Origin of the sequence: Lacrimispora amygdalina (assembly GCF_003432035.1) — a bacterium.
Lineage (GTDB): Bacteria > Bacillota > Clostridia > Lachnospirales > Lachnospiraceae > Lacrimispora > Lacrimispora amygdalina.
The window spans coordinates 27,445-43,345 of sequence record NZ_QOHO01000041.1 but is presented as its reverse complement, the minus strand read 5'-3'; the positions used below and the strand labels follow the sequence as shown (position 1 = coordinate 43,345).

The window sequence follows — 15,901 nt, the reverse complement described above, 5'->3', positions numbered from 1 at the left end:
GAGAAGGTCATGAAAAAGAGAGGAAAGAAAATTATCAGTCTGACTTTGGCGGCTATACTCGCGGCAGGAATGACAGCGGGCTGCAATCCAGGAGGAAACAGCGCAAAAAGTGATGACAGCAGTGGTTCCAAAAAGAATGTTACGCTGACATTTGGCAGTCACCAAAGCGGTCTTCCTACTTCCGGTATCGTTCAGGAACTTGCCAAGGAGTTTGAAGGTGAAACCGGAATTAAGATCGATTTTCAGATTTCCCCGGATGCTCAGTGGAGGGATTTGATTAAGGTAAAGCTTGAGTCCGGAGAAGCACCCGATATTATATGCGCAGATACACCCATCAGCCTTGTCTCCAGTATTCACATGGATAAGTATTGCGCCGAACTGACCGGTCAGGACTGGGTAAACCGGTTAGATGCAAGTGCAAAGTCGGCCGTTTCTGTTGACAGTAAGGTATATGGAATTACTTTTCCAGGCGCAAAAATGTATTTTTATCTCTATAATAAAGACATTTTCAATAAATTAGGTCTGACGGTTCCCACCACTTATGCAGAGTTTAAAAATGTCTGCCAGAAAATCAAGGATTCCGGTACCACACCGATTTTTGAAGCTACCACCAATGGGTGGCACCAGGTGCTTCCGCTGTTTGAAACAGGCGGATTGTGGCTGGCTCAGGATCCGGATATTTACCAGAAATTAAATGACAACAAGATTGATCTGGATGAGATCCCGGCACTTTCTACCATTATCGGGCAGTTAGATGAATGCGCCAGAGCAGGATATTTTGGAGACGATTATTTAAGCAATGCATGGGAAAACGGAAAAGAGGCAATGGCCTCCGGAAGATGTGCCATGACAATTGCGGAACTGGGGTACCGCGGCCAGATCGACGCCGATTATCCTGATTTTAAAGCAACTGAGAAATTAGGAGCTTTCGTTATGCCGTGGGGGGATAATCAGACCATTGGAGTAAACCCTGCAAGCAATGCTTATTTCATTAACAAGGACAGCAAATATGTGGAGGAAGCAAAGCAGTTTTTCGAATTTCTTTCAAGACCTGAAAACTTACAGAAACGTCTTGACGGACAGCCGGAGTTAAGCAATTTATGCTGGCCTGAGATCAAGAGCAAATATTCGGAAGAGGATCAGAAGTTTTTGGATTCCTTAAAAAAGGCCAATGTGGTTCAGACCTCAGTGAATTACATTGACAGCCAGTGGATGGATGTAGGAAAGGATTTAGAATCAATGTATACCGGTGCAATGACACCTGAAGATGTTCTTGATTCAATTATGAAACGGCGTACGGAGCAGGCAACTCTGCAAAAAGACCCTGGCTGGACAAAATAAAGGAACGATGCAAATGAACAGAAAAAAAATATACCCATGGTATTATGCTGCCGGCGCAGCCATTCTCTTCTTTCTCCTTTGTTTCCTTCCGGGAGTGCTTGGAATCGCTTATTCCTTTACAGACTGGAATAATTTCAGCGATGAGATACATTTTGCAGGACTGGCAAATTATAAAACGGTTTTTCATGGAAATTCGGAATATATGAAATACATAGCCAATACCCTGTGGTTTACAATTGCTACAACGGTTCTTAAGACTGTTGCAGGGCTGGCTCTGGCTCTGCTATTAACTCAGACCTTCATCAGGGGTAAAAATCTTCACCGTATGGTCATATTTTCGCCCCAGGTCATGTCTTATCTGGTGGTAGGTCTGGTTTTCAGGAGTATGCTTCATCCGACTACCGGGTTTTTAAATAATTTCCTGAGAGGAATCGGATTTGGAGGGCTGGCAAAGAACTGGCTGACTGATTTAAAGCTTGTGTTTCCAACTGTGATCCTGGTTGATACCTGGAAGGGTATGGGATATATTATGGTGATAGTAATCGCGGGGCTGCTTTCTGTAGCCCCGGAGTACTACGAGGCCGCCAGCATTGACGGAGCCAGCTTTTTTAAGAAGTTTACCTGTATCACCCTGCCGCTGTTAAAACCGGTTCTAGTAAATGTGACAGTATTAAATGTTACGTATGGTCTGCGTGTCTTCGACATGATCTATTCCCTGACAAACGGCGGACCGGGTAATGCAACAGGAGTGATCAATACAGCAGTATATAAAGAATTTTCCAAAGGCAATCTGGCTATGGGTACCACTCTATCCAGTATATTGTTCTTTGTGGTTCTGTCTCTTTTGTATTTCATTATCTGGTCCATGGAAAACAAGGAGGTGGAGGTATGATGAAGAAAAGTATTGTTTCCATAGCGGGAAACCTGATATCATTTCTAATCAGTCTGATCGTCCTTCTTCCGCTGGCGGTGTTATTTATCAATTCGTTTAAGACCTCAGCGGAAGCCAACCGTATGACTCTTTCCCTTCCGAAAAAATGGGTAGTTGAGAATTATATTACAGTGGTAGAAAAGGGAAAGCTGTTCTCCTCCTTTTTAAACGGAATCCTGTATGCCTCCTGCAGTGTGGTGATTATTGTTATTCTGGTATCGGCTGCCGCTTTTGTGATCTCCAGGAATCAAAAGGGGATCAACCGCTTTTTGTACTATTTTATTATTTCAGGAATTGCAGTCCCCATTAATAACGTGGCGCTGATGAAGGTCCTTCAGGTTCTTCATCTGGTAAATACACGGATTGGCATAATTCTTTTATATGCGGCTATTAATATTCCTTTAAGCCTTTTTCTTTCTTTTGGATTTATAGCAACAATCCCGAGGGAGATTGATGAAGCAGCGGTCATTGACGGGTGCAGTCCCCGCCAGCTGTTTATAAGGGTTATCGTACCGTTAATAAAGCCCATTATGTCTACGGTATTCGTACTGGAATTTATGACGGTCTGGAATGATTTTACCATGCCGCTGTATTATTTGAATAATTCAGGAAAATGGCCTATGACCCTTGCAGTATACAGCTTTTTCGGAGCATTTGAAAATTCATGGAATCTGGTGGCAGCCGACATTATATTGACACTGGCACCGGTGTTAATTGTATTCATATTAGGTCAGAAGTATATTGTCGGCGGAGTATCCACCGGTTCGGTGAAAGGATAAGCAACAGGAGGTGTTCATGGAAAGGTATGAGATTGATGAACTGGTAAAAGAACTGACACTGGAAGAAAAAACAGGAATGATACACGGACAGGGGATTTTTCATACGGGCGGAGTAAAACGTCTGGACATTCCTCCTCTCTGGATGTCCGATGGACCCATGGGAGTGAGAAGAGAACTTGAGGATGATAACTGGAATCCCAAAGGAACCACGGATGATTTTGTTTCCTACCTGCCCTCAAATACCGCTCTTGCATGTACCTGGAGCCGCAGTCAGGCAGAACGGATGGGACGCGTTCTGGGAGCAGAGGCAAGAGGAAGGGGGAAAGATGTAATTCTGGCTCCCGGAATCAATATAATCCGCTCTCCGCTTTGCGGACGTAACTTTGAATATATGAGTGAAGATCCATATCTTACTGCCCAGCTGGCAGTTCCATTAATAAAAGGAATCCAGGAAAATGATACAGCAGCCTGCGTGAAACATTTTGCAGTTAACAACCAGGAAACAAACCGCCTGTCAGTCAGTGTTAAGGTCAGTGAGCGGGCACTGCGGGAAATCTATCTTCCAGGCTTTGAAGCAGCAGTAAAAGAGGGAAAATCGAAAACCATTATGGGAGCCTATAATAAATTACGGGGAGATTTCTGCTGCCACAACCGGTATCTTCTTTGGGACATTCTTCGTAATGAATGGAAGTTTGACGGAGTTGTGATTTCTGACTGGGGCGGTGTCCATGATACATCAGAAGCGGCTTTGGGCGGGCTTGATATTGAAATGTCCGTTACCAGTAATTTTGATGATTATTATATGGCAGATCTTCTTTATAAAAAGGTTCTGGCAGAGGAAGTGGCTGAGGAGATAATTGATGAAAAGATCAGACACATCCTGAATTTAATGAACAGCCTGTCCATGCTTGGTGATAAAAGGAAGACCAGAAGTCCGGGTGTATATAATGCCCCTGCCCATCGGGAGGCAATCCTGTCCTGCGCAGAAGAAGCGGTCGTGCTTCTGAAAAATGAAGAAAAAAGGCTTCCTCTGGTACTTGCCGGAAAGAAGCGTCTGGCGGTGATTGGTGAAAATGCGGACGCACTTCATGGGGCAGGGGGTGGAAGTGCAGGAATCAAGGCATTGTATGAGATTTCTCCTTTGATGGGGCTTACGATGGAGGCCGGCGGAAACATTGAGGTGGTTTATGAACCTGGAGCAGGGGATGATGGAGTGAAAAGAGCCGCTGTGCTTGCCGCGGAATGTGAAGATGTCATTGTCTTTTGCGGTCTGAATCATGAATATGATGTGGAAGGGCAGGACCGTAAGGATATGAAGCTCCCTGCCGGGCAGGAGGAGCTGATCTCGGCAGTGTTAAATGTCAATGATCATGCGGTTATTGCAGTACTGGCGGGGTCACCCGTTGATTTGGAAGCCTTTGCAGACCGTGCAAAAGCCATTGTCTATACCAGCTATAATGGAATGGAGGGCGGACGGGCGCTTGCCAGAGTCCTTCTGGGAAAAGTTAATCCTTCCGGAAAGCTGCCGTTTACGTTACCAAAGCGTCTTGAAGACTGTCCCGCTCATAAGCTGGGAGAATTCCCCGGAAGTGAAACGGTTGTTTACGGAGAGGGAGTATTTGTGGGATACCGTTATTTTGAATCAGAAGATGTTAAGGTACGATACTGTTTCGGTCATGGATTGTCTTATACTGAGTATGTGTATGAGGATCTTAGAGTTGAAAAGGCCAGTTATGGCTTTTTAGTAAGGGCAGATGTAAAAAACTGCGGAAATCGGGCTGGCTTTGAAACCGTTCAGGTTTATGTCAGAGCTGCAGGAAAGAATGTGAAGAGACCTGTCATGGAACTGAAGGGATTTAATAAAATAGCATTAGAGCCAGGAGAAAGAAAGACACTTGATTTTTATTTAGCTGAAAAGGCTTTTTCTTATTACAATGAAGAGCTTAAATGTTTTACTGTACCCGATGATGAATATGAGATTTGTATGGGCAGTTCTGTTTCTGATATACGCTTAAGACAGTGGGTAGAGGTTAAGGAATGTGTATTAGAGACAGAAAAATATGATATGGAATGAACTGATTAATTCAGGCAAGGAGAACAGATATGAAATTCACCAGTGGTTTTTGGAAGGTAAGAGATGAAATTACGCCCCTTTATGCTGTTGAATATGCAGGCAGCCGGATAAATGGAGGGGAATTAACGGTTTATGCACCGGGAAAAAGTATAAAAAGCAGGGGAGATATTCTGAACCTTGGGATGCTGACAATCCGTATAACAAGTCCCATGGAGGACGTGCTGAAAATCTCGGTTTCCCATTTTGAAGGGCTGGCTGACCAGGGACCATTAACAGCGGTTTCAGAGTGCAGTCCAAGGGTAAGCATTGTTGAATCAGGGGAAGATATTGTTTTTCAGACAGGACGCACCAAAGCTGTTATTGATAAACGGCCTGATTCCTGGGGCATCCGTTTTTATGACGGAGACAGGGAGCTTACCAGTACCGGTTTTAAAAATATGGCTTATATGAAAAACAGGGAAAACGGAAGATGTTATATGGTTGAACAGCTTGCTCTTGATGTGGGAGAATATGTTTATGGAATGGGTGAGAGGTTTACACCTTTTGTAAAAAATGGGCAGATCGTGGAAATGTGGAACGAGGACGGAGGAACTGCCAGCGAAATCGCATATAAGAATATCCCGTTTTATATGACGAATAAGGGTTATGGCGTTCTGGTCGGTGATCCTGGAGATATATCCTATGAGGTCGCCAGCGAGAAGGTGGAACGTGTTCAGTTTTCTTTAGAGGGAGAGCGGCTGGATTATTATATCATAAATGGTCATACACCCAAAGGTACCATTAAAAAATATACGGAATTAACAGGAAAGCCTTCCCTCCCTCCGGCATGGTCCTTTGGTCTGTGGCTGACTACTTCATTTACTACGGATTATGATGAGGATACCACATCTGATTTTATAGATGGAATGGCGGAACGGGATATTCCGCTGCAGGTCTTTCATTTTGACTGTTTCTGGATGGAAGGGTATGAGTGGTGTAATTTTACCTGGGATGCGAATACATTTCCCGATCCTGTGGGAATGCTGAAGCGTTACCATGAAAAAGGGCTTAAAATCTGTGTGTGGATCAATCCGTATATAGCCCAGAAGTCGTCTTTGTTTAAGGAAGGAATGGAGAAAGGATATTTAATCAGGAAGAAAAACGGGGCGGTATGGCAGACCGATATGTGGCAGGCTGGTATGGGAGTGGTTGATTTTACCAATCCTGACGCAGCGGCCTGGTATCAGGAGAAGCTAAAAATCCTTCTGGATATGGGCGTGGACTGTTTTAAGACGGATTTTGGGGAGCGGATACCGGTGAAGGATATTGCATACCATGACGGCTCTGATCCCGTAAGGATGCATAATTATTATACGTATTTATATAACAAGACTGTTTTTGATCTGCTTGAGAGGGAGCGGGGAAAAGGAGAGGCTGTTTTATTTGCCCGTTCTGCGGCTGCAGGCGGTCAGAAATTTCCGGTACACTGGGGAGGTGATTGTTCCGCTTCCTATCCTTCAATGGCAGAAACTCTTCGCAGCGGCCTGTCTCTGGCCTGTTCCGGATTTGGATTCTGGAGCCATGATATCGGTGGATTTGAGAGTACGGCAACAGCCGATGTATACAAACGCTGGTGCCAGTTTGGACTCTTAAGTTCTCACAGCCGCCTTCATGGATCCTCTTCTTACCGGGTTCCCTGGCTGTTTGATGAGGAAGCCTGTGATGTGCTGCGGAAGTTTGCTAAGCTGAAATGCAGCCTGATGCCTTATTTGTACGGGCAGGCAGCTGAGGCACATGAAGAAGGAATTCCGGTCATGCGTCCCATGTTTATGGAATTTCCTGAGGATCGGGCATGTGAGACTCTTGACAGACAGTATATGCTGGGCGACAGTCTTCTGGTGGCACCGGTTTTTAAAGAATCGGGTGAAGTGGAATACTATGTGCCGGATGGAAAATGGGTGAATCTGCTGAGTGAACAAGTGATTGAAGGTGGACGCTGGAGGAAGGAAACCTTTGATTATTATAACCTTCCGGTTTTGGTAAAACACAACAGTATTTTAGCTGTTGGCAGCTGCGACAGCAGAACAGATTATGATTTCTGTGACGGGGTTACGTTCTGGCTGTCCGTATTCGAGGATGGGGGCATTGGAAAAACGTCTGTTACCGACTTAAAAGGCAGAGTTGTGATGAATGTGAAAGCAGTGCGGGAAGCGGATGTGATCAGGCTTTATGTGGAGGGAGGAAATGGAAACTTTAGTTACAGGATTCTGGGAGAGCAAGAGGTAAAGGTTAGTTTGGTTCCGGTGATCCGGTAAAAAAACAGTGGGTATTGCTTGTGCAATACCCTATTTAAGTTTCTTGATTTTTATTCTCTTGTATGCTTCTTTATAGCTTTTCCAATTCTTTCTTATAAGTGTTTTCAACTGCAGCAGAATATAGCTGATTATTATAAAAATAATCAAAGGCAGATGTTCTGCAGGATTTTATGTGGTTGATCATACATTGTTCTGCATCGGCATATTTTCCATCAATCAATTTATTTAATATTTCTAAATGTTCTTCTTTGGCATCATGTACCTGTGATTGATTCTGTTTGCTCGATATAATAATGCGCGTATTTTCTTCAAATACTCTTCGCATCATATCTATGATAAAGTGATTTCCACAATGTTCAATAATAAACAGATGCATCGCAGTATCCAGACGGAAGCTGTTTTGTATATCTGTAATTGGATCGTTAAATTTTTTGCAGAAATTAATAAGTTCTTCCAATGGAAGATGGGAGGCAGCCAGTCTAAGGGCTATGGGTTCAATTTCAACACGGGTTTGAAAAACCTGTACGACGTCGTTTAAAGATATGTCGGTTACATATATCCCTTTTTTTGGTAAAACTTTGATAAAACCTTCCATTTCTAATTTGCTAATTGCTTCTCTTATTGGAGTACGGCTAAATTGCAGTTCATTTGCCAGCTGGGCTTCATTTAGTATGCAGCCTGGGGGATATACACAATCTACCAGTTTATCTTTGAGTAGTTGATATGCATGATTTTTAAGGCCTGGTTGAGCCTGAGTTTTTTTATTCATAATAACCTCAATTCCGCCGCTAAAGGCGGCAAAAATAGTAAGAAAGTAATCGTAACCTGTGTAAACTTATACGAAATCGTCAAAAGCTGTATATTTAAATTAATACGATTATTATTTATATATTATTATAGCGTTGTAACTATGTCAAGTATTCAAGATATATTCATGTAGTGTACAATACATATATCAGATAAAAACGTAACATTCGTTAATAGATAAAAGTGAATTGTATTATGCAAATTGCATGAAAAGAAAATGTTATATTTATCACAAATAACAATTGTAAAACTAAAATAACTGATGTATACTACACGTATATTAAGAGTATGCAATATGGTTTAAACACATGTCAATTAGAATTCGCGCGGCTAATTACCTGATGTAAGAATAGTATTGCAGATATCATAATTTTCTGATAGTTGTTAGGGGGAGTTTAAGCTTTTTTGGCCGCCAGATAGTTATTACTTCATGTTTAATATTACAATTTTATAATTTGAGGAGAAGAAGAGTTATGGATATGTTAGTGATATTATTGGGTCTTGCTATATTGCTTGTGCTTACACTTAAAAAAGTTCCAGTTGTATATGCAGCAGCAATCAGTATAATTTTTATTGCCGTATTTAGTGGATTGCCAGTTGTTTCCACAGTAACAAATGATTATATGGCAGGATTTTCAGGTTTTGTAAAATCTGCATGGCTTATGCTTTTGCTAGGTGCAATTCTTTCAAAGCTGATGGATATTACCGGCGCAGCTAGTTCAATAGCAGCAGTAATTATCAACAGGCTGGGGGTTAAACGAGCAATCCCAGCTATCGTTATTGCAGGCGGTCTTCTCACTTTTGGCGGTGTTTCTGCATTTGTTTCCTGTTTTGCCTTATATCCAATTACTCTGGCTGTATTTAGGAAAGCAAATTTACCTAGATATTTAATTCCCGCTTCAATTGGCGCAGGAATTTTCACTTGGGTGACAATGTTACCCGGTAATCCCCAGATTCAAAACATTATACCTTCATCTTATTTACCAACAAATGCAATGGCAGCACCAGTTGTGGGAATTGTATGTGCAGCCTTTACTTTAATACTGATACTCGTTTATTTAACGTATGAAGCAAATCGTGCAAAACAAAAAGGTATTGGATTTGAGACAGACGAAGAAACAAATAAAATATTAGCAAAAGCAGATGAAATGGAGGCAAATGGAAAACTTCCAAATGTAATCCTTTCCGTGCTTCCTATTGTTGTGATTGCAGTTGTACTAAATGTATTTAAAATGGATATTTCCGTTGCATTATTGTCTGGTATCGTATTATGTGCCGCAATGTTCTTTAAAAATATCACTGGCTTAAGGCAGTTACTTACGGACTCTGTAAACAGCGCAGCAATTACTATTGTTAACGCATCGGCTATTGTTGCAATCGGTGCTGTTATAAGAATTGCACCGGGCTTTCAGAAAATAGTTGATTTTATTCTTAATTTTAGTAAGTCAGGTGGAAATCCGCTTATAATCTTCGGTATTGCAACAACACTATTGTGTGGATTAAATGCATCGGGGATGGGAGGGCTGTCAACGACTCTCTCTGTATTGGCAGAACCTTTCCTGGCAATGGGTGTTAATCCGGAAATTATGCACAGAGTTGGTGTAATTGCTTCAGTTGGACTGGATAGTTTACCACATAGCGGTGGAATTGTGGCGATACTTGCGATATCAGGTGTTTCGTATAAAGACGGATATAAATATTTATTTGTTTGTACCGTAGTTATTACACTACTGGCACTTGCGCTGGCTTTGTTGTTAGGAAATATCATGTATCCTATTTCATAGTTAAAACAATCATTTTTAATAAAGGAGAAAATTAATGAGCAAATATGAAAAGAAACCGGTTAAGTCTTTTATTGAATTAGTTGAAAATGAGCAGATTTTTGCTCCTTGTGTATGGGATTGCCGTACTTCAAGAGCTGCTGAGCTGGCGGGATTTAAAGCTTTAATGTTAAGCGGGGGACAGTTGGCTGAAAGTGTAGCAGGTCTTCCGGATATAGGTTTAATAACAGCAGATGATCTGGTGCAGTCCACGGAAAGAATATGTAATTATTCTTCACTTCCGCTTATTGTGGATGCGGATGATGGATTTGGTGATACACCATTAACAACATATCGCCTTATCAAACGCCTTATTAATGCAGGGGCAAAAGGATGCACACTGGATGATACAACCGGGATCAGAGGCTGGAATAGATGGGGATTTGCAATGATGAACGGTTATAAAGACGGTGATATTAAGCATGAGGTTATTTCAAAAGAAAAATGGCTGGCAAAGATAGCCGCATCTTTTGAAGCGGCCAAAGGAACTGATTTTTTGGTTATTGCAAGAACAGAATGCAAATTACAATATGGGCTTGATGAGGCAATAAGCCGTTGTAAAGCAGCAGAAGCAATGGCTGAGGAAATGGGAGTGAAAGTTATGACACTCATCATTGGACTTAAGACGATTGAAGAAGCTAAAAAAGTCAGTAAAGAAGTAAAAGGCTGGAAAATGTGGCCTGACGTTATGAGCAAGAATGGAAAACCGGACGTATCACTTGAAGAGGTTGAACCTTATGGATTTAATTTTGTCACTTGCCATTTCCTTGAAAAAGCTTCTATGTTTGGTATGTATGAATACGCAAAACATGTAGTTGTCGATCGCCATACGGTTTATGCAGATGAACATGATATGGGTGGAATGGATCCTAAAGATATGCCAAACTGGATTGATATGGGACTTAATTACTGGATTGGAATTGAAGAAGAGTTTAATGAAAAAGCAAAAAAACATAATAAATAAAAATATTATATAACATAAGATAATACCTCTGCTTTCATGTGATAGTATAGTGAACAGAGGTATTCTTTAGTAAGAGATGAAAGAAGGATAACTTATGATTCGTAAAAGAGATGAAAAAATATATCATAAAAAGAAAAGTCCGTTCGAAGGAGAAGGAGAAATACTGGTCAGAAGTCTTTTAAACGGACCTGATGAGATGTATCAGGCAGGAAGAGTATTTGCGCATACTTCTGTATATCCGGGATCATCTATCGGATATCATATTCATGAAAAAGAATCTGAGACATATTATATATTAAGCGGTGTTGCAAAATATAATGATAATGGAACGATAAAAATAGTTACGGCCGGTGATGTAACCTTTACAGGTGTTGGAGAAGGTCACGGTATTGAGGCTGTTGGTAACGAACCAGTAGAATTGATAGCTCTGATTTTACTTGATAAGAGATAATAATAAAACGCTTGATTTCACTATGTTTTCTAAAATCAGCAAAGACTCTGGTAAGTTTGTAAAATCTTGAAATGATATTATATCAGTGATATGATAATTCTAACAATTATGTCCGTAGAATTTAATCAGAGGAGAGAGTATGGATTTTAGAAAAACGTTTGACACCATTCCGGAACAGTTTGACAAATGGAGAACAAGATATTGTGAGGAACTCTATACGGAAGTAATTAGTTGCGCAGATCTTGGACGAAACAAAGCAGTTCTGGAAATCGGACCAGGAACAGGACAGGCCACTGAGCCTTTCCTGAAAACAGGGTGTGACTATCTGGCAATCGAGCTGGGGGAGCATTTTGCAGCGTTTATGGAGAACAAATTTGGATCTTACCGCAATTTCCATATTGTGAATGATGACTTTGAAACCCACAATTTCCAAACGAAGAAATTTGATCTGGTTTACTCTGCCGCCACCATACAGTGGATTCCGGAAACCATCGGATTTCCGAAAGTTTTTGATCTATTAAAACCTGGCGGCACCTTTGCCATGTTCATGACATACTCAGATTATAAAAGCGGGAATGAAGATCTGTATGAACAAATGCTGGAAGTATATAGAAAGCATTTTTATGTCGAAACAAAGTATACTTGCAGATTAGATTACGAACATGTTCTCAATTACGGGTTCGTTGACTTAAATTACTTCGAATGGAAAAAAGAGAGAGTTTTAAATGCAGACGAATATGTGGATTACCTAGCTGGCACCCAGGTGGAGCACATAACGCTAAAAGAGCCCTATAAAACCAGATTCTATGAGGCAATCAGAAAAGCTGTTATGAATGCTGGAAACCAGATAAAAATAATTGATACGATTGCGTTATACATAACAAAAAAGCCTGAATTAAATAACAGTTCACTATAATAAGCAAAGAATCGGATTTCCTTTTGGGAAGTCCGTTTTTTTCGTTCTGTACCAGGAATTGTTCATTTTAATAATATTGACATTCCGGTTAATAATAAATAAGAAAATTCCTTAACAGAATAAGACATTGCATTTGGTGCAATAAAATATTATAATACATAGCTATTCTACTTCATATTTAAAGAATCCACTACAAAGGAGGCAAGCATGATTCAACATGCAAAAAACATATTAAAAATATTCGCGGGGGATTTAAAACATATATTTTTAAATCCGGTAGCAATGCTGATCGCCCTTGGACTGACCCTGCTCCCTGCCTTATACGCATGGTTCAATATAGCTGCAAGCTGGGACCCCTATGCAAATACAAAGGGGTTAAAGGTTGCGGTTGTCAATCTGGATGAAGGAGCATCCATTGACAGTATTTTTGATTCTGATATTGATGATTCCGCTATTAACATAGGAGAAATGATCCTTGACGAGCTGAGGAAAAATGATAAAATCGGCTGGCAGTTTGTGGATAAAGATGAAGCTATGGATGGTGTTGAGTCCGGGAAATTTTATGCAGCAGTCATTGTTCCTGAGGACTTCAGCCAAAAGATATCAAGTGTTCTGACCTCTCACATTGAACGGCCGGTATTGCAGTATTATGTAAACGAGAAAAAGAATGCCGTTGCAACGAAGATTACAGGAAAAGGTGTGGAGAGCGTGCAGCAGCAGATCAATGAAACATTTATCAGTTCCGCTTCCAAAGTGATGGGAAAACTGGTTAATGGATATTCCGATGACTGGAGCAGCCGCAAAGATACGGACAGAGGTGATGCGGTCAGCTCTCTGAATGAGATAAAGGACAGCTTAAACCAGCTTACTGATACCATCGGTATGCTAAAAGCGACACTTCATACAGTGAATAGTTTAAATGACGGAGTTAAGGGAACCCTGCCCGATGTAAACAAGATGATAGCCTCAGGAGAAGACACGGCTCAGAGTGCCAGAACTCTGGTTGATTCAACAAGGGGAATGTCAGATATTGTAACGGGCGGAGTGGATGATACACTGGATCAGATGACCCAGATCGAGGAGACAGTCTATGAAACCTTTCATGTGCTGGGAGACGTATCCGATACGTCTGCCGATGCAGCGATTAACACTTTAAAAGCCATGGAAAGTTTAACTTCTGGTATGATCAGCCAGTTAAACAGCTTCAGCACACTTTTAGGGGATATCAACAGCAAACTTCCTGTTAAGTTAACAGATGTTGCCCGGATCCAGCAGGAGACCGGCGCTGCAGTAAAACAGCAGCAGGAGCTTTTAACAAAACTGCAGTCGGCGGAAAAGACTGTGAAAGAGACGAGAAAATTACCTGGTGATATAAAAGATGACATCGGAGACAGTCTGTCTCTGGCCTATAATTCTATCTCTGATATTCATAATTACTATACAGGAAAGATTGAGGTACCCTTAAAGGACAGTCTTGATAAAACCTACGATGCTCTTGGCACCACCGCTGGAGCACTTGACAGCATCGGAAATCTGGCAGGACAGATTGATACCACGCTTACCAGTGTCAATACATCGTCTCAAAGTCTGATTGAGGCTTTGGACAGCGCGCTCAATCTGATTCACAAGAGCCAGGAGCGGGTCGATGACATGATTACAGACGTGAATAAGGTTGCAGATAATAAACAGCTGAATAAAATAATGGATATTATGAAGAATGATCCGGAGCAGTTCAGTGATTTTATGATGAAACCTGCGGATATGCAGACGAATAAAGTATACCCGGTGGAAAACTATGGTTCTGCCATGGCTCCTTTCTATACCATACTCGCTATTTGGGTAGGTGGTCTGATTCTGGTAGCATTGCTGAAAACAAAAGTAGAACCATCCCGTTCCCAGGGTCTGAGGCTTTATGAAACGTATTTCGGCAGATACCTTACATTTATGCTCTTCGGAATTATGCAGGCACTGGTGGTATCCCTTGGGGATCTCTATATGCTGAAAATCCAGTGCCTGGAGCCGGGAAAATTTGTGCTGGCTGCAGTCATTGCAAGCATTATATTTACCAATATTACATATTCCATGACAATTTCCTTCGGTGACGTAGGAAAAGCAATTGTAGTGGTATTTATGGTTATACAGGTGGCAGGGTCCGGAGGTACATTCCCTATTCAGGTAACACCCAGATTTTTCCAGATGGTAAATCCTCTGCTTCCGTTTACCCACTTGATCAATGCCATGAGGGAATGTGTGGGAGGAATATATGAAAACGCTTACTGGATTGATATCAGGAATGTTCTGGTATATATTCCACTCTCCCTGCTGGTGGGAATCGTATTGAGGAAGAAGGTGCTTGAACTTAATGAATTTTTTGAAGAAAAACTCAGCCAGACCGGCATTATGTAATAATAAGAAAATACTGTTTATTTGGGCAGCAGGAATAGCAGCTGTCATTGCTCTTGCAGCTGCAGGATGGCATTATTTCCCTATTTATTATGCCAGATTTTATCTGGCCCGCTCTGCACTGCAGACGCAGGGTATATTAAAGGAGCTTTGGGGAAATGAGAAGGGAGAAGGGGATGCTTATGAGGATTCCGTTAAGCTGGTTATAGATGAAGCCTTCGTAAATGGAAAGCAGGTACTGGTTCTGCCCGGCGGTCTTGGAATTTCTTTCACGGAACAGCGTGATCTTGAGAATACGTTTACCCAGGGAAAGGTTGATGTATATTTTCTTGGAGCAATACGGGAGGGAGCAGAATACTGGGCTGATGCCGGTCAGGTGGTGATCCAAGTGCCCCAGATCTCTGCAGCAGTGGTAAAGACAACCCAGACTGACGTAAAAGATCAGATTGGAATTTCTCCCATTCCAAATAAAAAGGAAAAACTGAAAAACAGCTTAAAGCAGCTGCAGGACCACATCGCAGATATGATGGAAAGGAGCAGAATTGAGTTTACCGGAAGAGACAAAAATGGTGTTACCATACGGGCGCTGGTCCCGGCCGGGCAATTTGACTCCGTTCTCAAAGAAACTGGAGCACTTTTGGAAGAAGTACCCGGGAAAGAGCCTGAAAGCTGGGCGAAGCTTCTTAAGGAACGGAAAACAGAGGGTGAGACCCAGGAAATACTCTTCTCTATACGAAAGGATCTCTCCATTTCACAAATCATCATACCAGGGCTCGCATATGCAGGCTTTCAAAGGATGGAGAATCAGGGAGCACTTCTGTCGGGCCGCATAACCGGGTCAGATGGTGAAATTAATTTTGATACAACGGTGTATTTTGGAAACGGTGAGGAAGAAAAACGGACTTTACAGATAAAAGAATTAAATATTATATACAATAAAAATGACTTAAATTTGAAACTGAAGCTTAGCGGGGGGTATGAGGGCGGAAGAATTTCGGCTGGTATACTGGATCATGATAGACTTTCTGCACAAGGGGAAGAAACCGTAAGCCTATCAGAATTAAAGGAAAAATTTATGGAGATGATAAAATTTCTTGGATTAGAAGTGAAATAAATATAGA

Annotated in this window: 12 protein-coding genes; 11 read left to right on the top strand and 1 reads right to left on the bottom strand. The window is 41.5% G+C overall.

Features of this window, described 5'->3' with window-relative positions; translation table 11 throughout:
* Positions 1 to 9: 9 nt before the first annotated feature.
* From DS742_RS13700 to yicI, 5 genes are read left to right on the top strand one after another with little or no spacing between them, the layout of a single operon-like run.
* Positions 10 to 1,341, top strand: a complete 1,332-nt coding sequence (locus tag DS742_RS13700) for an ABC transporter substrate-binding protein (RefSeq protein ID WP_117417540.1) — start codon at positions 10 to 12, stop codon at positions 1,339 to 1,341.
* A 13-nt stretch (positions 1,342 to 1,354) separates the two neighbouring features.
* On the top strand, positions 1,355 to 2,233 hold the full coding sequence (locus DS742_RS13695; protein ID WP_117417539.1) for a carbohydrate ABC transporter permease: 879 nt from the start codon (positions 1,355 to 1,357) through the stop codon (positions 2,231 to 2,233).
* Complete coding sequence (locus DS742_RS13690; protein ID WP_117417538.1) at positions 2,230 to 3,051, top strand: carbohydrate ABC transporter permease; 822 nt, start codon at positions 2,230 to 2,232, stop codon at positions 3,049 to 3,051. Before DS742_RS13695 ends, DS742_RS13690 begins: the two co-directional genes overlap by 4 nt.
* Before the next feature lie 16 nt (positions 3,052 to 3,067).
* Positions 3,068 to 5,125, top strand: a complete 2,058-nt coding sequence (locus DS742_RS13685) for a beta-glucosidase family protein (RefSeq protein ID WP_117417537.1) — start codon at positions 3,068 to 3,070, stop codon at positions 5,123 to 5,125.
* A gap of 29 nt (positions 5,126 to 5,154) precedes the next feature.
* Entirely contained in the window at positions 5,155 to 7,419 is a 2,265-nt protein-coding gene (yicI, locus tag DS742_RS13680; RefSeq protein ID WP_117417536.1) for an alpha-xylosidase, read from the top strand.
* 70 nt (positions 7,420 to 7,489) lie between these two features.
* Here the strand turns inward: yicI and DS742_RS13675 are convergent, their stop codons facing one another.
* On the bottom strand, positions 7,490 to 8,188 hold the full coding sequence (locus DS742_RS13675) for a GntR family transcriptional regulator (protein ID WP_117417535.1): 699 nt from the start codon (positions 8,186 to 8,188) through the stop codon (positions 7,490 to 7,492).
* A 511-nt stretch (positions 8,189 to 8,699) separates the two neighbouring features.
* On the opposite strand from DS742_RS13675, the gene DS742_RS13670 reads away from it, so the two are divergent.
* The 6 genes from DS742_RS13670 (at position 8,700) to DS742_RS13645 (ending at position 15,894) form a co-directional block, all read left to right on the top strand.
* On the top strand, positions 8,700 to 10,010 hold the full coding sequence (locus DS742_RS13670; protein WP_117417534.1) for a GntP family permease: 1,311 nt from the start codon (positions 8,700 to 8,702) through the stop codon (positions 10,008 to 10,010).
* A 34-nt stretch (positions 10,011 to 10,044) separates the two neighbouring features.
* Positions 10,045 to 11,010, top strand: coding sequence for an isocitrate lyase/PEP mutase family protein (locus tag DS742_RS13665; RefSeq protein WP_117417533.1), 966 nt, complete (start codon positions 10,045 to 10,047; stop codon positions 11,008 to 11,010).
* 94 nt (positions 11,011 to 11,104) lie between these two features.
* Entirely contained in the window at positions 11,105 to 11,461 is a 357-nt protein-coding gene (locus DS742_RS13660) for a cupin domain-containing protein (protein WP_117417532.1), read from the top strand.
* A gap of 139 nt (positions 11,462 to 11,600) precedes the next feature.
* Positions 11,601 to 12,377, top strand: a complete 777-nt coding sequence (locus tag DS742_RS13655; RefSeq protein WP_117417531.1) for a class I SAM-dependent methyltransferase — start codon at positions 11,601 to 11,603, stop codon at positions 12,375 to 12,377.
* Between the two features lie 207 nt (positions 12,378 to 12,584).
* Positions 12,585 to 14,783 (top strand): YhgE/Pip domain-containing protein, encoded by a 2,199-nt coding sequence (locus DS742_RS13650; protein ID WP_242996474.1) that lies wholly within the window; start codon positions 12,585 to 12,587, stop codon positions 14,781 to 14,783.
* Complete coding sequence (locus DS742_RS13645; protein ID WP_117417530.1) at positions 14,740 to 15,894, top strand: hypothetical protein; 1,155 nt, start codon at positions 14,740 to 14,742, stop codon at positions 15,892 to 15,894. Before DS742_RS13650 ends, DS742_RS13645 begins: the two co-directional genes overlap by 44 nt.
* Positions 15,895 to 15,901 lie beyond the last annotated feature (7 nt).

Coding starts and splice junctions, on each gene's coding strand:
- DS742_RS13690 (WP_117417538.1), top strand. CDS start 2,230: ATGATGAAGAAAAGTATTGTTTCCATAGCGGGAAACCTGATATCATTT.
- DS742_RS13650 (WP_242996474.1), top strand. CDS start 12,585: ATGATTCAACATGCAAAAAACATATTAAAAATATTCGCGGGGGATTTA.
- DS742_RS13695 (WP_117417539.1), top strand. CDS start 1,355: ATGAACAGAAAAAAAATATACCCATGGTATTATGCTGCCGGCGCAGCC.
- DS742_RS13670 (WP_117417534.1), top strand. CDS start 8,700: ATGGATATGTTAGTGATATTATTGGGTCTTGCTATATTGCTTGTGCTT.
- DS742_RS13665 (WP_117417533.1), top strand. CDS start 10,045: ATGAGCAAATATGAAAAGAAACCGGTTAAGTCTTTTATTGAATTAGTT.
- DS742_RS13700 (WP_117417540.1), top strand. CDS start 10: ATGAAAAAGAGAGGAAAGAAAATTATCAGTCTGACTTTGGCGGCTATA.
- DS742_RS13645 (WP_117417530.1), top strand. CDS start 14,740: ATGAATTTTTTGAAGAAAAACTCAGCCAGACCGGCATTATGTAATAAT.
- DS742_RS13660 (WP_117417532.1), top strand. CDS start 11,105: ATGATTCGTAAAAGAGATGAAAAAATATATCATAAAAAGAAAAGTCCG.
- DS742_RS13675 (WP_117417535.1), bottom strand. CDS start 8,188: ATGAATAAAAAAACTCAGGCTCAACCAGGCCTTAAAAATCATGCATAT.
- yicI (WP_117417536.1), top strand. CDS start 5,155: ATGAAATTCACCAGTGGTTTTTGGAAGGTAAGAGATGAAATTACGCCC.
- DS742_RS13685 (WP_117417537.1), top strand. CDS start 3,068: ATGGAAAGGTATGAGATTGATGAACTGGTAAAAGAACTGACACTGGAA.
- DS742_RS13655 (WP_117417531.1), top strand. CDS start 11,601: ATGGATTTTAGAAAAACGTTTGACACCATTCCGGAACAGTTTGACAAA.